Below are 25450 nucleotides of genomic sequence, written 5' to 3' on the forward strand. Positions count from 1 at the left end.
TCGACAAAAAGTCAAAAAAATTTAGTTAATTAATTTTTACCTTTTCAATGAATAAATACATATTGAGCGTAATGCTCGCAATTATAATGTGCTTTTTTGCCAAAGCACAAACATCTGACATACAAATAAAAGTAGTTTCAGAAACCGAAAACGAGCCATTATTAGGTGCAACAGTCTATTTTGAAGAATTAGAAAAAGGAGCAGTAACCGATTTTGACGGAATTGCAACTTTTACTGAAATTCCAAACGGAAATCAGACTCTAAAAATTTCATACGTTGGTTTTAAAACTATTGAAACCACTATTGAAATTGGTACAAAAAAAATCTTTTCGTTCAAACTTGAATCGGGTGGAAATGAATTGGATGAAGTTGTTATCCAATCTTCAAGAAGTACAAGAACCGTAAAGAAAATCCCAACAAGAATAGAATTTATTGGAGTTGAGGAATTGGGAGAAAAAGCGATAATGAATCCAACGAATATTTCTATGGTGCTTCGTGAAAGTACAGGAATTCAAATGCAACAAACATCTTTAAGTAGTGGAAGTACAAACATTAGAATTCAAGGTCTTGATGGTCGTTATACACAACTTTTGAGAGATGGATTTCCACTTTATGGAGGCTTTTCAAGTGGTTTGAGTATTTTACAAATTCCGCCTTTAGACTTACAACAATTTGAAATCATAAAAGGAAGTTCATCTACACTTTATGGTGGTGGAGCAATTGCAGGTTTAATAAATATGGTGTCAAAAACACCAGACGAAGAACCAGCTTTAGACATTATGCTTACGCAAACACAAGCATTGGGAAGTACTGCAAATATATTTTACAGCAAACGGAATGAAAAATTTGGTATTTCGCTTTACGGTTCTGGACATTACCAAAAAGCGTTTGACCCAGAAGATGATGGTTTTAGTAATTTGCCAAAAACTACTTCTATTTCATTCAACCCAAAATTCTTTTATTATCCATCAAACAAAACAACATTTTGGTTTGGTTTAAATGGAACGTATGACAATAGAATTGGTGGAGATATTACAAAAATAGAAAGTGGCGAAAACGGAATTCATCAATACACAGAGGAGAACATTTCAAAAAGATTAAGTAGTCAAGCAGTTTACAAGACTCAAATAGATTCTATAAGTTCTTTCAACATTAAAAATAGCGTGTCATTTTTTGATAGAAATTTAACGATACCAGATTTTAGTTTTGATGGTAAGCAAACCAACACATTTACCGAAGTTACATATCAAAGAGAAAACTTAAAAACAGATTGGATTTTTGGAGCAAATTTATATACTTCAAACTTTAATGAAAATGATAATGCGACATTACAACGTGACCAAAAAGACATCACTTACGGAATGTTTGCTAACAATATTTATGACCTTTCCGAAAATTGGATTTTAGAAACTGGATTGCGAGCAGATTACAATACTGATTTTGGCTTTTTTCCGCTTCCAAAAATTTCTGTACTTTATAAAAATGATAGCGGATTTTCGAGTAGAATTGGTGGTGGTTTAGGCTATAAAATTCCAGATATATTTACAGAAGAGGCTGAATTTATCAATTTTGAAAATGTACTCGGCATTGATAAATCTTCATTAAAAGCAGAACGTTCTTATGGTGTAAATTTAGATTTCAATTATCAAACACGTTTATTTGAAACCATAAGTTTTTCTATTAATCAACTTTTTTACGTTACTGCTATAAACAACGGATTGTTGTTAAATAGCACAAACAACGGATTTTTTGAGTTTGAAAATGCAACTGACGAAATTTTGAGTAAAGGAGCAGAAACCAATATAAAGTTTACTTATAAAGATTTTAGATGGTTTTTAAATTACGCTTTTATAGATACAAAACTGAACTATTTAGCTGGAAATCCACAAAAACCATTAACTGCAAAACATAATGCAGGGAGTGTTTTAATGTACGAATCTGATAAATGGCGAATAGGTTATGAAACGTTTTATACTGGGAAACAATTTTTATCAAACGGAACAGAAACAACAGATTTTGTAACGATGGGTTTACTTTTAATGAGAAACTTTAAATTTGGTAGTGCATTCGTGAATTTTGAAAATTTCACAGACAGAAGACAAAGTAGGTTTTCACCTTTGGTTTTACCACCACACGAAAATCCAGAATTTCCCGAAATCTATGCGCCAACTGATGGTTTTATTTTTAGCGTTGGAATTATTATTAAACCATTTGGAAACAAAGACCACGATTAATTATGAAAATAATTGAAGAATTTTTAGAATCAAAAGATATTAGAGTAACTGCAATGCGTTTATTAATTTATAAATTCCTTGCCGAAAAACAAGTTGCAGTTACATTAAGCGATATAGAAAATGCTTTTGAGAAAGCAGATAGGACAACATTATACAGAACTATTAAAACATTTGAAGAAAAAGATATTGTGCATCAAATAGGCGATGGCACAGGAATTACGAAATATGCTTTGTGTGAAAAAGGTTGTAATTGTGAGATTGAAACCGATTTGCATTTACATTTTCATTGTAATAACTGTAACGAAACCATTTGTTTAACAGAACATAAAATTCCTCAAATAAAAGTGCCTGATGGATTTGTTTCAGAAAACGTAAACTTGGTTGTAAAAGGAATTTGCGATAAATGTAGCGGACAATAAATGCACTTCCATTGCATTGGTTATTATAGCATTTTTACATAAAATTAGAAACTATGTTATTATTCGCTTATCTCATATTGTATTTTTTATTGGTCTTTGTTTTAAGGTCTGTATTACTTTGGAAAAAAACTGGAATAAATCCATTCACATTTGAAAAAACAGATAATGCACACGACTATAATGGTAAGGTTTTTACATTTATCACAGTTCTTGAGCTAATTGTTGTAGGAATTTATGCTTTTAAAGAAGAATGGTATGAATATTTACTTCCTTTTTGGTATTTGGAAAATCAAACTTTACAGAAAATTGGTTGGGTACTTTTGTTGGTATCACTGATTTTTGTTTGGTTTTCTCAAAGCCAAATGGCAAATTCTTGGAGAATAGGAATTGATGAAAACAACAAAACCAAATTGGTAACAAAAGGAGTATTTTCAATTTCAAGAAATCCTATATTTTTAGGAATAATGATTACGAATATCGGGTTGTCCCTTGTAATTCCTAATGCATTTACATTACTAATAATTTCATTATCTACTTTAAGCGTAAATACACAAATTCGATTAGAAGAAGAATTTTTAAAACTTGAATTCGGAAATGAATATAAAGAATACGCAAAAAAAGTAAGACGATGGATTTAATAATTAACGTAAAATTGCCAACGCTTAAAGCCATACACATTTACAGTCGCATCATCCAAGCTTCGCCAAAACTGTAAAAGAGTATGTCTTGCCAACGCTCACTTTGGAACTAAATAACAAACATCGGAAAACCAAGTTGAACGTGAAAAGCACTATGTATAAGAACGTACATAACACATAGCTGTCATTGGATTTTCCAAAGGTTTTTGTCTATCTACAAAGTACGCCAAATTTTTTTAATTTGGTATATTTAAAAAGTAATAATAAATCGTAAAAATTTAAAAAATCGGATGGTGTTATTTCGAAAAGTTAACGCATATTTTTAGCACTACTTTTCATATAAGGAGCCATTGACATTAATAAAGAAAACTAAATTGAAAATTAGAGAAACACATAGAAATGATTATACCATTTCAACTGACAAGGATAAATTAGATATTTTGAGCATTCACAAATTCCTTACAAAAGAAACTGATTGGGCTAACGGAATTCCAATCAACACTTTAAAAACATCAATTGAAAATTCTTTGAATTTTGGGCTTTATTACAAAAGCAAACAAATTGGCTTTGCTAGAATAATTTCAGACTATTCTACTATTGCATATTTAGGAGATGTTTATGTTCTAAAGGAATATAGGGGAAAAGGATTAAGTAAATGGCTGATAAATGAAATAATGGAACACCCTAATCTTCAAGGATTAAGACGCTGGATTTTATTAACTGATACAGCTGAGTGGCTTTATAAAAAGTTTGGATTTACAGGAATACCTAATCCAGAATTTTATATGGAAAAGCATAACCCGAAGGTATATAATAAAAGCCCAAAAAAAGGTTAACCAGATGAAGTAGTTAAAGAGGCAATTGCTATATCAAAAGAGCTAGATAAAATCAGTAAGCCACCAAAAGAATAAGTCGGTGTTAAAAAGAAAAAATGATAAAATATTTTGCTTAGTACAGATTTAGAAATGTACCGATTCTCTGAGTTGTACTAAGCAAAATTTATTTTTTTCTTAATTAAAAGTTACCCCCATAGTTGCCATAAAACCATCTGCTTTATTTCCATTAGTTTTTCTTTTGCAAACTATATATAGCTTTTTTATAACTTCACTTTTCTTAGTTAAAGGAATAGGAACACTGCCATAAGATTGTGCTTTATTAGGTTGTGCCATTACCGCTTCACCCAATAGTTCTCCGTCTGGTTCATTTGCATGAACTTCAAAAGTATACGCATTCTTTGGTATTGCTCTCCAAGCAGTAGATATTACTATATTTTTTATGTTTTTTAGGTCTATATTTTCTAACATAAACCAACCTTCATTTTTTTCTAATCTTATTCCTTCATCCCCTTTAAATTTTACATCTCTATAATCTTTCTTCACAAAAGACTTTTGTACTAACTTATTATTATTTTCTAATACTATAGTCTTTGTTCCTGTTAAAGGTATTGCTCCATTTTTACCAGCATCGGTATAACTAGCGGTTAAAACTAGCATGTTTCCTGGTTTTCTATTTTCTGCTTTTATTACTCCTTTTGACGGTAAGGACTGTTTTTTTACAGCATCATTAGCTAAGGATAAAATGTATTGTGCTATTTGGCTAGTTTCATCACTAGTAATATTAGGATGTGCAGGCATGGTTACTTCTCCCCAAACTCCGGTACCACCACTTTTCATTTTTCCTTGTAAATATGTCATTGCATTTTTATTATCCTTATACTTCTTGGCAACATCTATATACATTGGTCCTATAGAAGCTTCTGCCTCTTTATGGCAAGCTTTACAATCCATAGACTGCGTTAACGCTTTTCCTGTAACTGCAGCAGATACTTGCTGGTGCCCTAAGGACATTGCTACCTTATCTAAACCTTCTAAATAGTCTACAGAAACAAATATGTTATCTGGATTTATATCTTCATTCCCATCCGCATCGGTCACTGTAACATTATATGCCACTTTTTTTCCTGGTGTATAAAAAGTAGAATTGCTATCCAATAAATCTATCGTAACTTCTGGTCTTGTGTTTCCTGCTACTATAGTAATTTCTTCACTATTTGTAGTTTCATCCTTAGTGTCTTTTACTTGTACAGAAATTTTATAATCGCCAACATTAGGATAGATATACGTAACCTCAGGGTCTTTTGTTTCTTTTGTTTTTCCGTCTCCAAAAGTCCATAAATAGGTTAAGGCATCTTTTTCTAAATCTTTCGCATCTACCGTAGCTGTTATTTGCAATGGTGTTTTTCCAGATGTTTTATCTATGTGTAAGCCTTCTACTAATGGCGGTCTGTTTCCTCCATTATAATTTATATATCCTAAAGAAGAATTTTTATTTTGAGAAAACCATCCACTACCGTACTCCAATAAATACAGTCTTCCGTTTGGTCCTACTTCCATATCTATTAAGCTATTAACTTCCACATCAGAAGCAAAAGGCTCCATTTTATTAAAATCTCCGTTATCAAATAAGGTAACTGCTTTCATCCATCCACGCATCCAATCGTAAATTATTACTTTACCATCATAGTAGCTTGGAAGTTCGTTTTCCCCTTCATACATATCAGAGTAATAGGTAGGTCCTGCCATAGCATTACGTCCGCCGCTGCCAACCTGCGGAAAATCATTAGATTCTACATAAGGATAGTATACAAAAGCTGGCATTGCTTCTGGCAACTCTTTTAAACCAGTATTATTTATAGAATTGTTTATAGGCTTTTTAGTATCAAAGAAATTTCCAGATTCTCCCGTAGTATAATCATATTCTCTATACGCTTGATTATCTGCTACAAAAAATGGCCATCCAAAATTACCTGCTTTTTTTGCTTGGTTTACTTCATCATATCCTCGCGGACCTCTGGTTGCAAACTGATTTTTTCCTGCATCTGGTCCTACTTCTCCCCAATATAAATATTTTCTTTTTTGGTCTACAGATATTCTATAAGGGTTTCTATGCCCCATAGTATAAATCTCTGGTCTTGTTTTAGCGGTTCCTTCGGCAAATAAATTTCCCTCCGGAATAGAGTAACTACCATCTTCTTTTACCTTTATTCTTAAAATTTTTCCTCTAAGGTCATTTGTATTACCAGAAGAACGGCGAGCATCATACTGTTGTTTACCTTCTATATTATTTAAAGGCGCAAAACCATTATTAGTATATTTTACTCCTTTTTCATTAAAAGGGGTAGAATTATCTCCGGTTGATAAATACAATAGCTTATCTGGCCCAAATGTTATAGAACCTCCCGTATGACAGCATATTTCTCTTTGGCTATCTACATCTAGAATAACTTGTTCGGACTCTAAATCAAAGACATCATCCTTAAATTTAAATCTAGACAAACGGTTAATCCATTTATCTCCTGTAGGACTATAAAAAACATACACCCAATTATTGGTAGCAAAATCGGGATCTTTTTGTAACCCCATAACTCCTTCTTCGGCATTTACACCAGGTGTGTGTAATGCTTTGTAATAAACATCTAAGAAAGCTACTTGTTTAAGCTCTTTTGTTTCTTCTTTAAAAAGCATTATTTCTCCTCTACGTTGTGCAATTAAAACATCATTATTAGGAAGAATTGTCATCTCAGTAGGCTCAAAAAACTTTCCTAAACTTAAGGTTTCTTTAGAAAAACGGTTTATCTCTGGCGGGATTTGGCTAGTTACTTTACTATAATCTAAAACTTCATTATCTCCTATTGCATATTGTATACCTCCTAAAACATGTTTTAAAAACATTTCTTCTTCAAAACTTTCGTTGGTATGCCCACCTGCTGTGTAAAAAGCTCTACCACCATCATACTCATGGTACCATGCCATTGGGTGATTCTTTCCGTTTATTCCTCCTTCATACGTGCTTTCATCTACAGTTAAAATAACATTAACATCAGGATTAATTTTTCTATAATTATATAGCTCATCTTTTCTATGCCATATAGAATCTGTAAAAAAACTTGTTGCTATAAAATTTGGGTCTTTTATTATAAAATCTGCTTCTGGAGTTCCTTTTGGGTGACTATGAAAATAAGCCCCAGCTAATTTATTATACCAACCCCAATCATACTCCGTATCTGTTGCTGCATGTATACCTACATACCCGCCACCAGCTTGTATATACCTTTCAAAAGCTGCTTCTTGGTAATGGTCTAAAACATTGCCAGTTGTACTTAAAAATACAACAGCTGCATATTGCTTTAAATTTTCTTCGGTAAATAATTCTGCATTTTTTGTAGTATCTACCTCAATACCATTTTCTAATCCTAATTTTTGAAGTGCCGCAGCTCCTGCTGGTATAGAAGCATGCTTAAACCCCATTGTTTTAGAAAAAACTAAAATTTTTGGCGCCCCTTCTCGTTTCTTAGAACAAGAAGTTATTAAAAGCCCTAAAACCATAAAAAAGGTAAATACTATTTTTTTCATATCTTAATAAATTATTGAATCACTCAAAATAAATCTAATACTTTAAACATAGCGTATAAAAAGGTGCATTTACGTGATTTTTTACGAAAAACTACTACAATCGCGAAAAATTATGTCCGAGAAAATAATTCTTTATTTTAAAAATGATGTGGAATGGCGTAACTGGCTCCAACAAAATCACACAAGAACAGAAGGCGTTTATTTAATTTTTTATAAAGTAGACCATACTATGGAAAGCATGCGCTGGGAAGAAGCTGTAAAAGTGGCTTTATGTTATGGTTGGATAGATAGTACCGTAAAGAGTCTTGGTGACGGCAAAAGACAGCAATATTTTTCCCCTAGAAAACAAAAAAGTGTCTGGAGTAAACTTAATAAAACCTATATAAAATTGCTTATTAAAAATGAGTTAATGCATGATAGTGGCTTAGTAAAAATTAAACAAGCTAAAAAAGATGGATCCTGGAATGTTTTAGATAATGTGGAAAACGGAATTATCCCTAAAGATTTACGCATTGCTTTTAACCAAAATGAAATTGCTTTTAAAAACTACACCGCTTTTAGTAAAAGTTATAGAAAAAACTATTTATACTGGCTACATCAAGCAAAAAGAGAAACTACTAGACTTAAAAGAATAGCTGAAATTATTAATCTTTGTGAGAACAATATAAAATCTAGAGAAAATAGGTGACTTTTTTTTCAACTTTATCTTAGAGAATAGCTGTTCTCTTATTGTTAAGTGCACAAATAATATGTATTTTTATGGTCAAAATTAGGACCATGAAAAAAATAGCTCTTATTACATTAAGTTTATTGGTATTTGCAGGATTTAGTTGCAAAGATGCTAAGAAAGAAAAAGAACAAACTGAAGAAGCCCAAGTAGACCAATATAGCTTGGTAACAGATTCTACTAAAGTAAGTTTTACAGCATATAAGACAACAGAAAAAAAGCCTGTAGGTGGCAAATTTACTACTATTAACATAACTAATGCTACCACTGGTGAAACTGCATTAGAAGCCTTAAATGGCACTAAATTTAGCATTCCCGTAAGTAGTTTATTTACCAATGATGCTTCTGGAACAAGAGACCCTAAATTATTAGAATTCTTTTTTGGAGTAATGAAAGATACAGAACTTATTTCTGGAGAATTCAAAGCTTCTACAGATAATACTTGTGCTATAGCGGTTACATTAAATGGAGAAACAGCTAGCATTCCTTTAACCTATGAAAATGCAGGTAACTTATATACTTTTAAAGGAGTAATGAATTTAGAAAACTGGAATGCATTAGATGCCGTTGCTTCTATTAACAAAGCTTGTGAAATTTTACATACAGGTGCAGATGGTGTTAGCAAAACTTGGAACGATGTTGCTGTACAAGCGCAAGTTCTTTTAGAAAAAAAATAAATAAATTATTTATCCTATAAACAAAAGGCTGCTTTACTAAAGTAGCCTTTTGTTGTAATTAGAAACTATGCATACCTTAATTGCTGCAAAAAAAAGTATTGTTACTGTATTTATTGCTTTAGCGGCAATTTCAGCCTTTTTACTTGGCAACCTTAAGTTTACGTTTGATTTTGACCAGTTTTTTCCCATAGGAGATCCAGATTTATTATTCTATCAGGAATTTATGGAAGAGTTTGGTACCGATGACAATTTTTTACTAATTGCAGTGGAGAATGATGACACTGTATTTAAAAAAGAATTCTTAGAACGTTTTCATCAATTTTCATTAGATGCTGAGAAGTTTAGCTATACCAAAAATAGTTCTTCTTTAACTACATTATTCTATCCCTTAAAAACTTCTTTTGGATATACAAAAATACCCGTAATACATATTAAGGATAGTACAAAATATGCTAAAGATTGGAAAAAAATACAAACCGATAGTATTTTCACCAATAGTCTTATAGACACTAAAGGAACATCTTTAGTAGTTGCTATAGAAACCGAAGACAATTTAGACTATGAGAACTGTTTATTGTTTTTAGAAGAAGTTCGTAAATCTCTTAAAAACAACAATATAGAAGAATATCATTTTTTAGGGAGAGCTTACTTTTATGAGGCCTTTGTTGCCATGCAGAAAAGAGAATTACTAGTAACAAGTGCCCTATCTGCTTTATTAGTACTACTAGTTTTATTAATTGTTTACAGAAAAATAGCGGTAGTTGCTATTGCTTTTTCTTCTATAGTAATGGCGCTTCTTTTATTTTTAGGACTACTATCTATCTTAGGGAAAGAACTAAATACATTATCCTCTTTTTTTCCAATTCTACTTTTAATTGTAGGTTCTGCAGATGTTATTCATATAATGGATAGTTATCTAGAAAAATTACACCAAAACATAGAGAAAAATACTGCTATAATTACTACGCTAAAAGAAGTAGGACTTACAACATTACTAACTTCTGTGACCACAGCCATTGGTTTTTTATCGCTTGTAACCTCTAAACTAATGCCTATTAAAGATTTTGGTTTAAACTCTGCTATTGGAGTAATGGTTGCCTACATAACCGTTATTTTCTTTACAAGCGCACTACTCTTAATCATTAATAAAAAGCACTTACTATCTAAAAAGAATTCTACAGATCAATGGGGTTTTTATTTGCAAAAAATTAATGTGTTTACTCGTAAAAAGCCAAAAACTATTTTATATAGCGCGTCTCTGTTTGGTATTATCTGTTTTTGGGGCGTATCTATCATAAATACAAACTATGAGTTCCAAGCTAGTTTTCCAAAAAATAGCAAACTTGCCGATGATTTTTCTTTTTACCAAGAAAAATACTCTGGTTTTAGACCACTAGAAGTTGCAGTAATTACAAAGGGAAATAATAAAATAACAGATTTTAAAGTACTACAAGAAATAGATAAGATGGAAGCGCAATTAAATTCTTTTAAAGATATAGGTGAAGTAACCTCTGTAAATATTTTATTTAAAGGAATTAACAAAGCTCATAATCTAAATAAAAAAGAATTTTTTTCCTTACCTAAAGACCAAAAAACATACCTGGCTTATAAAAAAGATATTAAAAAAATTGCTCGTAAACAGCTTCAAAAATTCGTAAACAAAAGCGAAACTAAAGGCCGTATTTCTGCCAAAGTATTAGATATTGGTACCGATAGCCTTATACAAGTATATAACAGTTTAAACAATTTTATAGCTACAAAAACAGATACCTCTTTAGTAAAATTTAGACTCACAGGAAAAGGCATGCTTCTAGACAAAAACTCGGTTTACATAAGAAAGAGTTTACTACAAGGGTTAGGTATTGGCCTACTACTAGTGGGTATTATTATGGTAATACTGTTTAAAGATTTAAAATTGCTACTTATTTCTTTAATTCCAAATATATTACCACTACTATTTGCTGGTGCACTTTTAGGGTTCTTAGGAATACCGTTAGAGGCTACTATTTCTATAATATTCGCAATTGTTTTTGGCATAGCGGTAGATGATACCATTCATTTTTTAGGACGCTATAAATTAAGCAGACATAATGGTCTAAATAAGGAACAGGCTATAGAAAAAACATTTAAAGAAACAGGTAGAGCTCTAGTAATAACTACTCTACTCCTATTTTTTGGGTTTATGGTTTTAGTTTTTTCTGTGCATTTACCAAGCATTACCATAGGTCTTCTGCTAAGTGCAACGTTGCTTACGGCACTAATTTTAGATTTATTACTACTTCCTGTGTTAATTAGAAAATGGATTAAGAATTAAATCCTAATAGTTTTAATAATAATAAAATATACATGTTAATCTATTCATATATATTTAAAACTACTATTAAAAATAAGAAAAGTCTTATAAAATATAGTACTTTGGCTTTTTAATTCCAATACAATCTAATGAACCCTTCTTCAGTTGGCTGGATAGACAAGTATTTTCATCTTATAAAAGATGATGTTGTGCCGTTCACTACTTTCAGAGATTTATATGGTGTTCTTAAAAAAACAGGCTTTGTATATGGTATTAATATTCGAATACCTAGAAAAATAGAGGCTGAACACAAATTAACAGAAGACGAAAGTGCTAAAATTAACTTATTAAATGCCTTGTATTATACTTATGTATTAGAAAGAGAAGAAACTTCTACTAACGAATTTATTACTATTATTAATGCCTTTTATAAAGCATTAGAGATTAATCATATTTCCTTTTTTGGTAAAATACTAAACTCTAATAAAGGTTCTAATAATTTGGAAAAAATAATAGATTCTAGAGTTTATATAGAGGATAACCTTATTAGTAAAACCTTTAACAGCATTATTACCAACTCTTTTTTATATATTGATGTATTAACTTTTAAAAGGTATTTAACCAATACAAACAGCATAAGAGTACATGCCCAGAAAATAGAATATATTGCAATAAACATTATTTACCATGCATTAAATTCTAAAGAGAAAAACAAATCTGACGAAAAATTAGCCTTATTATTTAAAAACTCTCTAACATTTATTGACGGCGAACAACATAATTTTGATGGTTCTTATAGAGAACAAATTCTTAATAATTTTGTAGAATGGGAAAATAGGTACTACTTAGAAATGGCTTGCTTAACGGTTTGGGAAGACAAATCTTTAGAGTATAAAGAATCTGTTTTTATCTACGGAATTGGTAAAGATTTAGGTTTTACTGACAAACAAATTTCTAGATCTATAGAAGAAATTACCTCATTTTTTGATAAAAATGCAAGTACAATTCCTTTCTTAAAAGACAATAATTTAGCGGTACAGTTTTACGATAGCATGTCTAAAATTGTAAATAAATTAATTATAAGAAACAGTAAAAGGCTCCAAAAAGAGCTTTCTGAAAGTAAAGAATTAGTTGCTTTATTATCTAAATCTACTATTAAAGATTTAAGTCCAGAGGAGAAAAAAAAGGTACAAAATCAGCTATTAGACATTTGCAAAAGCGTACCTTCTTTAGCTATTTTTATGCTTCCTGGGGGAGCTGTATTATTACCAATTTTTATTAAATTAATTCCCAAATTATTGCCTTCTTCCTTTGATGAAAACAGAGTAGATTAGCTCTTTTTTTTCTTCAAAATATCTTTATTCATCATTTCATATTCTAATAGAAAATTGAATTTTATCACTAAAAAAAGCAGAAAAAAAGGCCTTAAAAATATTTATTTTTTATACCATAATTAATTGTATATTTAAACTTCTTAAAAAGTTGATTTTTTAACCTTAAAATAGTAAAAAAGGGCACTATAAGAAAAAACTATAGTTGTTATTAAAAATCACATTACCAATACATTAACGCAACTTACTCCAACCAAAGCTTAAAGTTTTTAACTTTTTCTCTACTTACAATAATTTCTTGCTCATTATAGCCATTTACCTTTACTTGTAGCCTTGAATTAGTATAAGAAATAATATCTTTTATGTGGTTAATGTTTACATAAAATTTTCTACTTACTCTAAAAAACACTTTTGGTTCTAACTCATTTTCAAGATTTTCTAAAGTAACATCTAAGAGGTAATTTCTACCTTCTGTAGTAGCTGCATACGTTCCTTTATTTTCGCTATAAAAACAGGCTACCTCATCGGCATTAATAATCTTTAAATGCTGCCCTACTCTAGCAGTAAATCTTTTTTTATATTCCCGCTCTAACGGGTTTACCAAAAGCTTTTTAATATCTTCAAAATCTAATGCTAATTTTTCGGGCTCTGGCTTAAGGTTCTTATATTTTTTAACAGCAACTTCTAATTCTTCATCATCAATTGGTTTTAGTAAATAATCTATACTGTTTAACTTAAAAGCTTGTAGTGCATACTCATCATAAGCTGTTGTAAAAATTATAGCACTCTTAATTTCTATAGTTTCAAAAATCTCAAAAGACAATCCGTCCGATAATTGAATATCTAAAAAAATTAAATCTGGATGCTCATTTTCGTTAAACCATAAAATAGATTCTTCTACAGAATGTAACATGGTAGAAACTTCTACACCTAAATCACTTAATAACCTAGACAATCTTCTTGCAGCTGGTTTTTCGTCTTCTATTATAATTACATTCATTTTTCTAATCCAATTTTTTAAAAGAATCTTCTTCTCTCATTATTTTTTTAATTCTACGTTCTTCCCACTTTCTTGGAGATTTATTTTTAAAACCAAATAACCATATTCCTTTTATAAATAAAATAATAGCAATGATAACAGGTGTACACCATAAACTCCAATTTACCCAATACACAATATGCTCATTATCTAAACCTCTGTCTATAAATAATTGCAAAATACTGTCATTTAAGAAAAATAAAAGAATCGAAAAAATGAACAAACGAACTATAGCAAGGTAAAACTTTCGCTCGGTTTTAACCCTATCCATAGCTTTCTCATATTTTTCTGCTTTTATATTTCTACGTTCCATTATCTATATTTTTGGGATGGTATGTCTTCCTCCTTTATAAATTTTCTAATCTGGCGTTCTTCCCAGCTTTTAAAAGGCCAAGGAAGGCTAGTTCTTATTCCTAACCCTTGCAAAACAATAAGTATCAACCATACTACTGGAATTAATCTATAGATCCAACTAACAAATTCCGGAGCCCCATAATCTTGCATTTTAAAAGAAAACCACAACATAACTATGCTACCAACAGTAGAAATAGCAATAAAAAAATACCAATTTTTAAGCTTCTTTACTTTCTCCTTTGCTCTATTAATTTTAGTGTTTTTCATTATCTAAATTTTTTGGATTTTATCTCTTCTTCTTCCATGAATTTTTTTATTTGGCGTTCTTCCCAAGTTTTAAAAAATTTAGGAAATTTATCATGAATAATTAGCCCTTTAAAAAGTACAATTGACCACCAAATTACTGGCCCAATCATTACCAACCAGCTCCACATTCCTGGCGTTCCGATAGTCACTAAATATCTTTTAAAAAAAATCATACATATGGTACCTACTATTGAAAATGCAATAAAAATATACCAATGCTTAACAGCCTTTACCTTTTTTTTAGCTAATTGTAGTTTTTGATTTTCCATTACCTAAATTTTTCAGATTGCCTACGGTCTTCGTCCATAAACTTTTTAATTTGTTTTTCTTCCCAGTCTTTACCAAACAAAGGGTTTAAAGAAAATACTTTTATGGTATGAAATAGCATCCCTATTCCCCAAAATATCCATGTTGCAAAAGTTCCAAAGTCAAAGAAAGCCTCACTAAAAGATTCTCCGTTATTTATGCCTCCTATTACCTTAGCTACCGTTATAAAGATGTTTACTGCCAGATAAACCGTTAAGTGACTGTAATATCCTTTTAACTGTGCCAATCGCTTCTTAGCTCTTCTTAGTTTTTCTCTTTGTGATATTTGTTTTACTTCCATCGTTCTTCTTTTTTATCCTCATTCATGTATTCTTTTATTTTTCGGTCTTCCCACCCTTTTCCTAAAAAAGGTATTACTCCAAAAACTTTTACTCCTTGAAAAACAAGGCCTATTCCCCATCCGAAGGCTGCCCATAAAAACCATGGGTATCTCCACTCATCTGTCCAATAATTTACAGCTCCTAAAAAAAGGATGAATGCAACATAAGATATTAGACTTGTATAAAATTTTCTTTGTTCTTCTACTTTTTCTTTTGCTCTTAAATATTTATTTTCTTTTTCTAAATTATTCATAAGGTTGGTTTTTAATTACATCTAAATTCTAAAAAAAGGGATTAAATTTTAAATATAAATTACTGAATTGTTGTTGTTTGTCTCTGAATTGCAAAACATATTAAATAGCATCTTTCATATATTCCGCAATTTTTCTCTCTTCCCAATTTTTACCTAAAAAAAGGTTGAATCCAAAAACCTTCATTGCATGTAAAACAAGACCTAAACCCCAACCCAATGCCGGAAAAACAATCCAATAAAACCCTGTTGTATAATAATTTACTAACCCCAACATTGGTATAACCATACAATATGCTGTTAGGTTAGAATAAAAACTTTTCTCTTCCTGTACTCTTTCTTTTGCTCTTAAATACCTACCTTCTTGATGTAATGTTTTCATAATATTTGTTTTTTATTTACATCAAATTTCTATAAAAACAGCTTGTTATTTAAAAAGGTTTTACCCAGTTGTTATGTTTTTAGGATGAACTGTAAAATTACATTATTCCTCTTCTCCCATGTACTCTTTAAGCTTTCGCTCTTCCCAACTTTTACCCCATAAAGGGTTATAACCAAAAGCCTCCATACCATGTACTGCTAAGCCAAAGCCCCAACCTAATGTTGGAAAAATAGCCCAAGGAAAACTAGTAGTCCTATAATTTAAAACTATAAGCATGGGAATTACAATACAATACGCTATTAAATTACCGTAAAATCCTTTTATAGATTCTACTCTTTCTTTTGCTTTTTGGTAACGTTTATCCTCTAGGTAAGATTCTTGAACTTCCATGGTTGTAACCTTTTTAGTTAACATAGGAAGCCTTACTGTAAATTCCATAGTTTCTTTGGAGATTTCTACATTTCTATCGGTTAAAATAGCATAGCGTTCTTGAATGTTTTTTAAACCAACACCGCTACTTTTCTTAACTACTCTTTTCTCCTGTATATTATTGGTAACACATAAATCTCCATCTTCCTCAAAAACTCTTATATTTAAAGGCCTATCCGAAGTAACTACATTATGTTTTACGGCATTTTCTAGTAGTAATTGTAGAGATAAAGGCACAATTTTAGCCTCTGTGTCGGTACAGTTATCAGGAATATCCAAAACAATACTATCCTCAAAACGCATTTTTAGCAACTTTATATAGGTTTTTGCAAATTGCAATTCTTCATCTACATACACTAAATCTTTATTCTTTTGCTCTAAAACATACCTATAAACTTTAGACAAAGATGTTGTAAACTTCTGCGCTTGGTATGGGTCTTCTTCTATTAAACTGGTTAGTACATTTAAACTATTAAATAAAAAGTGAGGATCTAACTGGTTTTTTAACGCATCAAATTTTGCAGAAGCCGTTCCTGCAATTATTTTTTGCTCTTTTACTTTATTTTCTTGTCTATTCTTATAATACCAAATAGCATAAAAAACCAATGAAATAACTATAGAAATTAACATAGACATTCTATACTCTTCTATACGCTGTGCTCCAAAAAAGTTCCAAAAAGACAACTTATAAATACCAACTTCTATAATTAATTCAGAAACAAACACTCCCAATAAAGAAAATATAACGTTTCCTAAAATAGCTATCAGAAATCTTTTTATAGTAAAAAGGTTATTTTTAAAAGCTTTAATATGATATTCTACCCAATAGGCGTTCACAAAATAGAGTACAAGGGAAAAAATCATATTCTGCCAATATTCAGCCCAAGCTCTATCTATATTAAATTCGGAATCAATATTGCCGGAAACATAATATATACCAATAAAAACTATATATATTATAGTACCAATAAGAATAGCTCTTCCAAGGTGTTTTAAAAAATTCTGCATCTATTTTTCTTTATTTCCCACAATCTTTAGCTACTATTTCTGCTCTGTCTTTTCCCCAATTTGGATGAAACTCGGACTCTGGCTTAAAGTTAGCAAAAAGTTCCAAAGCACGTTCTACTTCTTTACAGTAAGGTGCGGTATCTTGTCCAAAATATTTTGCAGACCCCATATCCCATTCTGCTTTAGAAAAAACTACTCTTGGATTATCCGGAGCAATTGCTAATGCTTTTTGGTATAAAGCAACTATTTCTGGAGACAATGTCATTCCATAACTAGCGCCATCAAAAACAACATATGCCGTATGTATCATAGCTTGTTGTATTAAAATTTCTGGATTATTTGGTGATATAGCTTTCGCAATATCTACAAACTCTTGCGCTTTTTCTAATTGCTTTACTAGCTTTTCTTTATCTTTTTCTCCAAAAGATGCTACAGTATTTACTTGTGCTGCATAATAAGCTGGTAACCAGTTATCCATTTCTGCAGTAGAAATTCTTTCAAAAAGATTAGAAGCTTCAGCTGTTTTTCCTTCTCCCCATAAACCGAATGCTTTTTGCATACCTTTTGTATACTGGTCTTGTGCAAAAGTTAGTGTCGAAATAAATACTGCTAAAATTGTGATTACTTTTTTCATGATTGTTCGTTTTTTAATTGTGATTTTTAATAATTATAAATTGATGATTTGCTTAACTGTATTCTTTTTTACTTCAAATTTGGCATCTTCCCATTTTGGAGGGCCAAACATAGCAGGGGCATTATTAGAACTACCTGTATCTTCGGAAGGAATTCCTAAAAAATTAGTCTTTAATTTTCCATCCTTATCTTCATCATGAAAAACCGATATAGCATATATTCCTTCAGGAACATCTACAAAAGTTGCAATACTCTTCCCTTCCAAAATTTTTCCAACAGCACCTTTGTATGTTTTTTTTAGCCACAACTCTTCCGAATTGTATAACCCAATAAGTACTTGACCGTTAGAACTATCAATATCATGTATCTCTACTTCAATTGTAGTAAGCTTTTCTTGAGCAAAAACTATTGTTGCTATTAATACGAATACGATGGTAATAATTTTTTTCATGATGCATATTTTTTATGGAACACTTCAAAGATGAAATAATCCTACACCATAAATAAAAAAGAAAGACTGAACTGTTATATTACAGTACCCAATTGTATAACTTAAAGAATTACTAGAAATTTATAGCTTATGGTATGCCTGTAGTATGTTTTCTATTTTTTGTTCTTCTTCTGGACTAATTACTTTATGCTCTGGATTAGCATTAAACCAATTAATAGTTTTTACAATACCCTCAGAAAAAGGAATGGTAGCTTTAAAACCAGGAACAAACACTTTTATCTTACTATTGTCAAATAATACACTTTCTGCTTTATCTGCTAACAAAGTTCCTGTAAAAGAAGGCTCTATTTTACAAATATAGTCCGATGCTATATGAACTACATTAGCTTCTTTCCCTAATGCATTTGCTAGAATCTTATAAATCATATTCCAACTTAATACCTCATCCGATGTAATATGAAAAGCGTGCCCTATAGCTGGCAATAACCCTAAAAGACCTACAAAACCTTTTGCAAAATCACTAGCATGGGTTACGGTCCACAAAGATGTACCATCACCATGTACAATAATTTCTTTTCCTTTTAAAATTCTGTCCACGGTATTATAATGCCTAAAACCTCCTATAGCAATAGGAAATACAGTGTCATATGTTAAAGAAGGACGCACTATCGTTATCGGAAAACCTTCTTCTCTATAGGCTTTTTGCAAGCGGTCTTCGCACAATATTTTATTATGAGAATACTCCCAAGAACTATTAGAAAGCGGTGTAGATTCGGTTATAACAGGATAATTTAAGGGCGTTTGGTAACAAGATGCAGAGCTTATAAAAATATATTGTTTTGTCTTGCCTTTAAAAAGAGCTATATCTCTTTCTATATCTTCTGGAGTAAAGGCTATCCAATTAACAACAACATCCCATTTGTGTTTTTGTAATTCTGATAATTCTTCTAGTTTATTTATATCACCAATAATAGATGTAACTCCTGCAATGTCCACTTTAGAATTCCCTCTATTCAAAACATACAAATCTACACCTCTGCTTATAGCTAGTTTACTAGATTCTTTACTAATATTTCCAGTTCCTCCAATAAACAATACTTTCATATGCTACTTACTTTTATTTTATAATTCTATCTTATTATTAAATAGGAACGGCGTAGGATTGCTTTATAACCCCAATAACAAAGGTACTGTGAGCACTTCCTATATTTTCTATGCCGCCCAAACTATTAATGACAAAGTCCTGATAATCTTTCATATCCCTCACCATTATCTTTAACTTAAAATCATAATCGCCAGAAATATTATAACACTCTGTCACTTCTTTTAAAGCCACTATATCTTCCACAAATTTATTTCCAATCGCTTTAGTATGTTGCTTTAGTGTAATATTACAAAAAACTATAAGTTCTCTGTCTAATTTATCCGCATTTAACAAAGCTATATACTGCTTTATATAGCCCTCTTTTTCTAATTTCCTAATACGCTCATAAACTGGTGTAGGAGATAAATTTACCAAAGCTGCCAGCTCTTTTGTGGTAACATTAGAGTTCTCCTGAAGGTGTTTTAACAATTGAATATCGGTAACATCTAAATTTTCCATAGATAAATTTTCTTTACAGGTTCGTATTTTATTTAATTAAAATAAATTACATCTTCAAAAATACCATTTTATAGTTAAATACTCTTATTTAAAAATCAATTAGAAGATAAATAATCCTTACATGTAATTTTGTAAAGAAAATAAATCTTTACCCATGAAAACTACAATTTTAGGATACCCAAGAATTGGCAGCAAAAGAGAGCTTAAAAAATCTTTAGAAAAATACTGGTCTGGTACAGTTTCTCTAGACACACTTTTACAAACTGCAAAAACTATTAGGCAAAAAAATTGGCTTTTACAGAAAGAAAAAGGAATAGACATTATCCCATCTAACGACTTCTATTTGTACGATCAAGTATTAGACCTAAGTTTTACTTTAGGCTGTATACCAGAAAGATACGCAGCTATTAAAAACAACTCGAACTTTGCAAAACAAGACCTCTATTTTGCAATGGCAAGAGGGCTCCAAAAAGATACTATAGATGTTACTGCATTAGAAATGACCAAATGGTTTGATACTAACTATCATTATCTAGTACCTGAGTTTACAAAAGACCAATCTTTTTTGGTTGCTGACTCTAAAATTATTGAGGAGTATAAAGAAGCTTTAGAATTGGGTATAAAAACAAAACCTGTTATTCTTAGCCCTGTATCTTTTCTTCTTTCAGGAAAGGAAAAAGAAGAAGGTTTTCATAGGGTAGATTTATTAGAAAAATTACTTCCTGTTTATGAGACTATTATACAACAATTAATAGATCTAGAAGTAGAATATCTTCAGTTTGATGAACCTTTCTTAGCCACCAACTTATCTAACAAAGAACAAGAAGCTATACAAACCACCTACCAAAGGTTTGCAAACAAGTTTCCAGGTTTAAAAATAATCCTTGCCAATTACTTTGATTGTTATGGTGAAAATTTAGAAGTAGCATTGTCTTTACCTGTACATACACTCCAGTTAGATTTAGTGCGCTGCCCTTTACAGCTTGATGATATTTTAAACTCCAAAAAACTACAAGCACACACACACTTATCATTAGGAGTTGTGGATGGCCGAAATATTTGGAAAAACAATTTTGATGCTTCTTTAAACCTCATTCAAAAAGCAATAGGTGCTATTGGCAAGGAACGTATTATTATTTCTCCTTCTTGTTCCCTACTCCATTCTCCTTGCGATTTAGATTTGGAAACCAATCCTAAAATTTTAAGTAAAGAGGTAAAACAATGGTTAGCTTTTTCTAAACAAAAACTAGAAGAAGTTACCACACTAAAACAACTTGCAAACCAAGAAAATTTAGAAATATCTTTAGTAAAATTACATGAAAACACTAAAATTCATGAATTAAAAAAAACCACTCCTTTAATACACAATTCTAAAGTAAAAGAACGAGTAAAAGCTCTTACAAAAGAAGATTCGCAAAGGGCTAATCCATTTTCTGTTCGTCAAAAACTTCAAAAAACAGCATTAAATTTACCTTTATTCCCAACAACAACTATTGGTTCTTTTCCGCAAACAAAAGAAGTTCGTAGCTGGAGAGCAAAGCATAAAAAAGGAATTCTTAGCGCTAAAGAATACCAAGATTTATTAGAAAAAGAAACTAAAGAAACCATACAGTTTCAAGAAGAAGCAGGCTTAGACGTTTTAGTACATGGCGAATTTGAACGTAATGATATGGTCGAGTATTTTGGAGAACAACTTCAAGGTTTCGCCTTTACACAATTTGGCTGGGTACAAAGTTATGGTAGCAGATGCGTAAAACCTCCTATTATTTATGGAGATGTTTCTAGAGAAAACTCAATGACTGTAAAATGGTCTTCTTACGCACAATCTTTAACCAACAAACCTGTAAAAGGAATGCTTACTGGGCCCGTAACTATATTACAATGGTCTTTTGTTCGTAATGACCAATCGCACTCTAAAACATGTACACAAATTGCTTTAGCTATTAGAGATGAAGTGGTAGATTTAGAAAAAGCAGGATTACAGATTATTCAGATAGATGAACCTGCTATTCGTGAAGGCTTACCACTTAGAAAAGAAGACTGGAAAGCATATTTAAACTGGGCCATTAAAGCCTTTAGAATTTCCGCCAGTGGTGTTGCAGATGAAACTCAAATTCACACCCATATGTGTTATTCTGAGTTTAATGATATTATTTCTGATATAGCAAATATGGATGCTGATGTAATTACAATTGAATGTTCTAGATCGCAAATGGAACTTCTAGATGTATTTGCAGCCTTTAAATACCCAAATGAAATTGGCCCTGGAGTATATGATATTCATTCTCCTAGAGTGCCAGAAAGAGAAGAAATGATTACACTGATAGAAAAAGCTGTAAAATATATTCCTGTAGAACAATTATGGATTAATCCAGATTGTGGCCTTAAAACAAGACATTGGGAAGAAACTAAAAAAGCTTTATTAGAAATGGTGGGTGCTGCACAAAAATGCAGAGAAGAGTTTTCTGTTTTAGCATAAAACTAACCTTTAACCTAAAAATGCATCTTACTAATTGTAAGATGCATTTTTTTATATCTCAAAGTAGCTTAGCTTTGCGGCATGGTTAGGAATATACAATTACGAATATCTTTAAAAGAAGAAGGGCAAGAAGGAATGCTGCTAAAAAAAGTAGCAAGATACCTTAGTGAAGACGAAAAAGATATTACTATAAAAGTTCTTAGAAAGTCTATAGATGCTCGTAAACCCTCTATCTATTTTAATTATAAGATGGAAGTTTATATTCGACAAAAACCATCAGATAAACCAGATTACATTTTCGATTACAAAGATGTTTCTAAAGCCAAAGAAGTACATATTATTGGTTTTGGCCCTGCGGGAATGTGGGCTGCTCTACGTTGCTTAGAACTAGGTTTTAAGCCTGTAGTTTTAGAACGCGGTAATAAAGTGCAAGAACGTAGGCGAGATTTAAAAGCTATAAACCAAGACCATTTAGTAAATGAAGACAGTAACTACTGTTTTGGAGAAGGTGGTGCCGGAACCTATTCTGACGGAAAATTATACACCCGAAGCCTAAAAAGAGGAGATGTTCGTAGGGTGTTCGAAAGCTTAGTTTATCATGGTGCTACAGAACAAATTTTAATAGATGCACATCCCCATATAGGCACTAATAAATTACCAAAAATTGTTCAAAATGTCCGTGAGAAAATAATAGAACACGGAGGGGAAATTCATTTTAACACCCGAGTAACCGATTTTAGCCTTAAAAACAACAAAATAACAGCCATTCAATTACAAAATGGTGACGAAATGAAGGCTAATAGAGTAATTTTAGCCACAGGCCATTCTGCTCGTGATATTTACTATTTACTGAACGATAAGAAAATAGCATTAAAAGCAAAATCTTTTGCTATGGGCGTACGTGTAGAACATCCACAACAAATAATAGACTCTATTCAATACCATTGTAGAGGGGAACGTAATGAACTTTTACCTGCGGCATCGTATAGCTTGGTGCAACAAGTAAAAAATAGAGGGGTTTATTCTTTTTGTATGTGCCCTGGCGGATTTATTGTTCCTGCAGCAACTGCTCCAGGAGAAGTTGTTGTAAATGGTATGTCTCCTTCCAAAAGAAATAATTTATATGCAAACTCTGGAATGGTGGTAGAAATTAATGCAGACGAAGACCTGCGTAAGTTCGAAAAATTCGGGGTTTTAAAAGGACTTGAGTACCAAAAGAGTTTAGAGCGTTTAGCTTTTACGGCAGGTGGTCGTAGCCAAGTTGCTCCTGCTCAACGATTAACAGACTTTGTAGAAGGAAATCTATCAGTAGACTTAAACCCAACTTCCTACCAACCAGGATTAAAATCTTCGCCATTACACTCTTTATTACCAAAAGCTATAGGAAGTAGATTACGTGGTGGTTTTAAATATTTTGGAGAAAAAATGAGGGGATATTATACTTCTGAAGCAAATATTGTTGGTGTAGAATCTAGAACCTCATCACCCGTAAATATTCCTAGAAACGAAAAATTAGAACACCCAGAAATTGAAGGTTTATTTCCTTGTGGGGAAGGTGGTGGTTATGCTGGTGGTATAGTCTCTGCTGCTATGGATGGTGAACGTTGTGCAGAAGCTGCTATTGTTGGTTTATAACCACACGCTTTTTATCCAAACATTAAATGTATCTTCGCAGCTTATTTAATTTACATGACATTTAAAGATCTAGGTCTGGCTTTACCTATTTTAAAAGCTATAGACGAACAAGGATATACTAACCCTACCCCAATACAAGAACAAGCAATTCCTATTTTACTTACTAAAAAAGACCTTTTAGGCGTTGCGCAAACTGGAACAGGAAAAACAGCCGCTTTTAGTATTCCTATTATTCACCATTTACATTCTAACCAAGAACAAGTTAAAGGAAAAAGGCGCGTAAAAGCCCTTATAGTTACCCCTACAAGAGAACTTGCTATACAAATTGGAGAAAATTTTACGGCATACAGCAAACATACTACTGTTAGGAATACGGTTATTTTTGGAGGTGTAAAACAACAAAGGCAAGTAAATGCTTTACGCCCAGGTGTAGATGCTTTAATTGCTACTCCAGGAAGGTTGTTAGATTTAATGAATCAGAATATTATATCTCTAAGAGATATTGAATATGTGGTTTTAGATGAAGCAGACCAGATGTTAGATATGGGTTTTATTCATGACATTAAAAAAATAATAGCAAAACTCCCTAAACAAAGACAGTCCTTATTTTTCTCTGCTACTATGCCTAAAGACATTGTAGAATTGTCTAAAAAATTACTAGGAAATTTTGAGCGTGTAACCATAAAACCAAAACAAGCAACAGCAGAAAAAGTAGAACAAGGTATTTATTTTGTAAGCAAGCCTAATAAAGTAAAATTACTGGTACATCTAATACAAGAGAAACCTACGGCATCTGTATTAGTATTTTCTAGAACAAAACATGGTGCTAATAAAATTGTGAAAAAATTAGCACAAGCAGATATTAATTCTGCTGCTATACACGGCAACAAATCACAGACGGCAAGGCAAAAAGCTCTTGGGGCTTTTAAAGAAGGAAAACTAAATGTATTAGTAGCCACAGATATTGCTGCTCGTGGTATAGATGTTGATGACCTTTCTTTGGTTATTAATTATGATTTACCAAACATACCCGAAACCTACGTACACCGTATTGGTAGAACCGGGCGTGCTAGTGCTAGCGGTATTGCATTATCTTTTTGCGATAAAGAGGAACGTGCTTACTTAAGAGATATAGAAAAATTAATTAAGCAAGAAGTTCCAAGAATGCCCGAGCATCAGTTTGTAGATGATCCAAACGAAAAGGAAGAAGCTAATAGACCACAACAAAGGCCACAAAACCATAATAGACCTAAGAAAAAGAAACATGGAAATTCTAATTTCCGGGGAAAAAACAATAGAAATACGAGTAGAAATACCCCAAAGAAAAGAGATTAACAAAATTTAAAACATTTAAAAAAAGCCTGTTCTAATATACATGAACAGGCTTTTTTTATGCCTCAATAGTAACTTTAAAAAATATTTTATCTTTTTTTTAGGACAATATGCAACCTATTCTATTTTCTTTTGTCTTTACTAAACATACATTAAAAAACAACAGTTAAA

At 31.5% G+C, this 25450-nt stretch carries 24 protein-coding genes; 11 read left to right on the forward strand and 13 right to left on the reverse strand.

The features are described from left to right. The first annotated feature begins 47 nt into the window (after positions 1-47). From CLV91_RS12970 to CLV91_RS12985, 4 genes are all read left to right on the forward strand, one after another. The gene (locus tag CLV91_RS12970; protein ID WP_121068656.1) at positions 48-2234 is read left to right on the forward strand and encodes a TonB-dependent receptor; all 2187 of its coding nucleotides are present in this window, start codon (positions 48-50) and stop codon (positions 2232-2234) included. 2 nt (positions 2235-2236) lie between these two features. Beyond that, positions 2237-2653: a Fur family transcriptional regulator gene (locus CLV91_RS12975; RefSeq protein ID WP_121068657.1), complete on the forward strand. Its 417-nt coding sequence runs from the start codon at positions 2237-2239 to the stop codon at positions 2651-2653. 53 nt (positions 2654-2706) lie between these two features. Beyond that, a complete protein-coding gene (locus tag CLV91_RS12980; RefSeq protein ID WP_121068658.1) occupies positions 2707-3291 on the forward strand; it encodes a methyltransferase family protein in 585 nt (194 codons plus the stop codon). Positions 3292-3665: 374 nt separating this feature from the next. Further along, positions 3666-4127 (forward strand): GNAT family N-acetyltransferase, encoded by a 462-nt coding sequence (locus tag CLV91_RS12985; protein ID WP_121068870.1) that lies wholly within the window; start codon positions 3666-3668, stop codon positions 4125-4127. A 174-nt stretch (positions 4128-4301) separates the two neighbouring features. On the opposite strand, the gene CLV91_RS12990 is transcribed toward CLV91_RS12985, so the two are convergent. Beyond that, positions 4302-7703, reverse strand: coding sequence for a ThuA domain-containing protein (locus CLV91_RS12990; protein WP_121068659.1), 3402 nt, complete (start codon positions 7701-7703; stop codon positions 4302-4304). A 112-nt stretch (positions 7704-7815) separates the two neighbouring features. Between CLV91_RS12990 and CLV91_RS12995 the strand changes: the two genes are divergently transcribed. The 4 genes from CLV91_RS12995 (at position 7816) to CLV91_RS13010 (ending at position 12734) form a co-directional block, all read left to right on the forward strand. Next, complete coding sequence (locus tag CLV91_RS12995) at positions 7816-8391, forward strand: YdeI/OmpD-associated family protein (RefSeq protein WP_121068660.1); 576 nt, start codon at positions 7816-7818, stop codon at positions 8389-8391. An 89-nt stretch (positions 8392-8480) separates the two neighbouring features. Beyond that, positions 8481-9107 carry a hypothetical protein gene (locus tag CLV91_RS13000; RefSeq protein ID WP_121068661.1) on the forward strand — a complete coding sequence of 209 codons (627 nt, stop codon included), beginning with the start codon at positions 8481-8483 and terminating at the stop codon, positions 9105-9107. Between the two features lie 67 nt (positions 9108-9174). Beyond that, complete coding sequence (locus tag CLV91_RS13005) at positions 9175-11421, forward strand: efflux RND transporter permease subunit (RefSeq protein ID WP_121068662.1); 2247 nt, start codon at positions 9175-9177, stop codon at positions 11419-11421. 128 nt (positions 11422-11549) lie between these two features. Further along, positions 11550-12734 carry an LETM1-related biofilm-associated protein gene (locus tag CLV91_RS13010; protein WP_121068663.1) on the forward strand — a complete coding sequence of 395 codons (1185 nt, stop codon included), beginning with the start codon at positions 11550-11552 and terminating at the stop codon, positions 12732-12734. Positions 12735-12975: 241 nt separating this feature from the next. Here the strand turns inward: CLV91_RS13010 and CLV91_RS13015 are convergent, their stop codons facing one another. The 12 genes from CLV91_RS13015 to CLV91_RS13070 form a co-directional block, all read right to left on the reverse strand. Then, entirely contained in the window at positions 12976-13731 is a 756-nt protein-coding gene (locus tag CLV91_RS13015) for a LytR/AlgR family response regulator transcription factor (RefSeq protein WP_121068664.1), read from the reverse strand. A 4-nt stretch (positions 13732-13735) separates the two neighbouring features. After that, positions 13736-14083: a 2TM domain-containing protein gene (locus CLV91_RS13020; RefSeq protein WP_121068665.1), complete on the reverse strand. Its 348-nt coding sequence runs from the start codon at positions 14081-14083 to the stop codon at positions 13736-13738. Further along, positions 14083-14391 carry a 2TM domain-containing protein gene (locus CLV91_RS13025; protein ID WP_121068666.1) on the reverse strand — a complete coding sequence of 103 codons (309 nt, stop codon included), beginning with the start codon at positions 14389-14391 and terminating at the stop codon, positions 14083-14085. The genes CLV91_RS13020 and CLV91_RS13025 overlap by 1 nt, the downstream gene beginning before the upstream one ends. Continuing rightward, on the reverse strand, positions 14391-14699 hold the full coding sequence (locus CLV91_RS13030; protein ID WP_121068667.1) for a 2TM domain-containing protein: 309 nt from the start codon (positions 14697-14699) through the stop codon (positions 14391-14393). The genes CLV91_RS13025 and CLV91_RS13030 overlap by 1 nt, the downstream gene beginning before the upstream one ends. After that, complete coding sequence (locus CLV91_RS13035; protein WP_121068668.1) at positions 14699-15037, reverse strand: 2TM domain-containing protein; 339 nt, start codon at positions 15035-15037, stop codon at positions 14699-14701. Before CLV91_RS13035 ends, CLV91_RS13030 begins: the two co-directional genes overlap by 1 nt. Then, entirely contained in the window at positions 15028-15330 is a 303-nt protein-coding gene (locus CLV91_RS13040) for a 2TM domain-containing protein (RefSeq protein ID WP_121068669.1), read from the reverse strand. The genes CLV91_RS13035 and CLV91_RS13040 overlap by 10 nt, the downstream gene beginning before the upstream one ends. A 100-nt stretch (positions 15331-15430) precedes the next feature. Then, entirely contained in the window at positions 15431-15709 is a 279-nt protein-coding gene (locus CLV91_RS13045) for a 2TM domain-containing protein (protein ID WP_121068670.1), read from the reverse strand. A 102-nt stretch (positions 15710-15811) separates the two neighbouring features. Further along, entirely contained in the window at positions 15812-17146 is a 1335-nt protein-coding gene (locus CLV91_RS13050) for a 2TM domain-containing protein (protein WP_121068671.1), read from the reverse strand. Positions 17147-17156: 10 nt separating this feature from the next. Beyond that, a complete protein-coding gene (locus CLV91_RS13055; RefSeq protein WP_121068672.1) occupies positions 17157-17780 on the reverse strand; it encodes a tetratricopeptide repeat protein in 624 nt (207 codons plus the stop codon). 33 nt (positions 17781-17813) lie between these two features. Further along, positions 17814-18230 (reverse strand): DUF2141 domain-containing protein, encoded by a 417-nt coding sequence (locus tag CLV91_RS13060; RefSeq protein WP_121068673.1) that lies wholly within the window; start codon positions 18228-18230, stop codon positions 17814-17816. A 120-nt stretch (positions 18231-18350) separates the two neighbouring features. Next, a complete protein-coding gene (locus CLV91_RS13065; RefSeq protein WP_121068674.1) occupies positions 18351-19334 on the reverse strand; it encodes an SDR family oxidoreductase in 984 nt (327 codons plus the stop codon). 37 nt (positions 19335-19371) lie between these two features. Then, positions 19372-19833 carry an Lrp/AsnC family transcriptional regulator gene (locus CLV91_RS13070; RefSeq protein WP_121068675.1) on the reverse strand — a complete coding sequence of 154 codons (462 nt, stop codon included), beginning with the start codon at positions 19831-19833 and terminating at the stop codon, positions 19372-19374. Between the two features lie 154 nt (positions 19834-19987). Between CLV91_RS13070 and metE the strand changes: the two genes are divergently transcribed. From metE to CLV91_RS13085, 3 genes are all read left to right on the forward strand, one after another. Continuing rightward, a complete protein-coding gene (gene metE / locus CLV91_RS13075; RefSeq protein WP_121068676.1) occupies positions 19988-22312 on the forward strand; it encodes a 5-methyltetrahydropteroyltriglutamate--homocysteine S-methyltransferase in 2325 nt (774 codons plus the stop codon). An 81-nt stretch (positions 22313-22393) separates the two neighbouring features. Continuing rightward, positions 22394-23947, forward strand: a complete 1554-nt coding sequence (locus CLV91_RS13080; protein WP_121068677.1) for an NAD(P)/FAD-dependent oxidoreductase — start codon at positions 22394-22396, stop codon at positions 23945-23947. A gap of 54 nt (positions 23948-24001) precedes the next feature. Beyond that, on the forward strand, positions 24002-25282 hold the full coding sequence (locus CLV91_RS13085; RefSeq protein ID WP_121068678.1) for a DEAD/DEAH box helicase: 1281 nt from the start codon (positions 24002-24004) through the stop codon (positions 25280-25282). The last annotated feature ends 168 nt before the right edge of the window (positions 25283-25450 follow it).

This window comes from Maribacter vaceletii (assembly GCF_003634105.1).
Taxonomy (GTDB): domain Bacteria; phylum Bacteroidota; class Bacteroidia; order Flavobacteriales; family Flavobacteriaceae; genus Maribacter_B; species Maribacter_B vaceletii.

Coding starts and splice junctions, on each gene's coding strand:
- CLV91_RS13020 (WP_121068665.1), bottom strand. CDS start 14,083: ATGGAACGTAGAAATATAAAAGCAGAAAAATATGAGAAAGCTATGGAT.
- CLV91_RS13025 (WP_121068666.1), bottom strand. CDS start 14,391: ATGAAAAACACTAAAATTAATAGAGCAAAGGAGAAAGTAAAGAAGCTT.
- CLV91_RS13030 (WP_121068667.1), bottom strand. CDS start 14,699: ATGGAAAATCAAAAACTACAATTAGCTAAAAAAAAGGTAAAGGCTGTT.
- CLV91_RS12970 (WP_121068656.1), top strand. CDS start 48: ATGAATAAATACATATTGAGCGTAATGCTCGCAATTATAATGTGCTTT.
- CLV91_RS13010 (WP_121068663.1), top strand. CDS start 11,550: ATGAACCCTTCTTCAGTTGGCTGGATAGACAAGTATTTTCATCTTATA.
- CLV91_RS13065 (WP_121068674.1), bottom strand. CDS start 19,334: ATGAAAGTATTGTTTATTGGAGGAACTGGAAATATTAGTAAAGAATCT.
- CLV91_RS13080 (WP_121068677.1), top strand. CDS start 22,394: ATGGTTAGGAATATACAATTACGAATATCTTTAAAAGAAGAAGGGCAA.
- CLV91_RS12995 (WP_121068660.1), top strand. CDS start 7,816: ATGTCCGAGAAAATAATTCTTTATTTTAAAAATGATGTGGAATGGCGT.
- CLV91_RS13070 (WP_121068675.1), bottom strand. CDS start 19,833: ATGGAAAATTTAGATGTTACCGATATTCAATTGTTAAAACACCTTCAG.
- CLV91_RS12990 (WP_121068659.1), bottom strand. CDS start 7,703: ATGAAAAAAATAGTATTTACCTTTTTTATGGTTTTAGGGCTTTTAATA.
- CLV91_RS13045 (WP_121068670.1), bottom strand. CDS start 15,709: ATGAAAACATTACATCAAGAAGGTAGGTATTTAAGAGCAAAAGAAAGA.
- metE (WP_121068676.1), top strand. CDS start 19,988: ATGAAAACTACAATTTTAGGATACCCAAGAATTGGCAGCAAAAGAGAG.
- CLV91_RS13015 (WP_121068664.1), bottom strand. CDS start 13,731: ATGAATGTAATTATAATAGAAGACGAAAAACCAGCTGCAAGAAGATTG.
- CLV91_RS13060 (WP_121068673.1), bottom strand. CDS start 18,230: ATGAAAAAAATTATTACCATCGTATTCGTATTAATAGCAACAATAGTT.
- CLV91_RS13050 (WP_121068671.1), bottom strand. CDS start 17,146: ATGCAGAATTTTTTAAAACACCTTGGAAGAGCTATTCTTATTGGTACT.
- CLV91_RS13055 (WP_121068672.1), bottom strand. CDS start 17,780: ATGAAAAAAGTAATCACAATTTTAGCAGTATTTATTTCGACACTAACT.
- CLV91_RS13040 (WP_121068669.1), bottom strand. CDS start 15,330: ATGAATAATTTAGAAAAAGAAAATAAATATTTAAGAGCAAAAGAAAAA.
- CLV91_RS12975 (WP_121068657.1), top strand. CDS start 2,237: ATGAAAATAATTGAAGAATTTTTAGAATCAAAAGATATTAGAGTAACT.
- CLV91_RS13000 (WP_121068661.1), top strand. CDS start 8,481: ATGAAAAAAATAGCTCTTATTACATTAAGTTTATTGGTATTTGCAGGA.
- CLV91_RS13005 (WP_121068662.1), top strand. CDS start 9,175: ATGCATACCTTAATTGCTGCAAAAAAAAGTATTGTTACTGTATTTATT.
- CLV91_RS12980 (WP_121068658.1), top strand. CDS start 2,707: ATGTTATTATTCGCTTATCTCATATTGTATTTTTTATTGGTCTTTGTT.
- CLV91_RS13035 (WP_121068668.1), bottom strand. CDS start 15,037: ATGGAAGTAAAACAAATATCACAAAGAGAAAAACTAAGAAGAGCTAAG.
- CLV91_RS13085 (WP_121068678.1), top strand. CDS start 24,002: ATGACATTTAAAGATCTAGGTCTGGCTTTACCTATTTTAAAAGCTATA.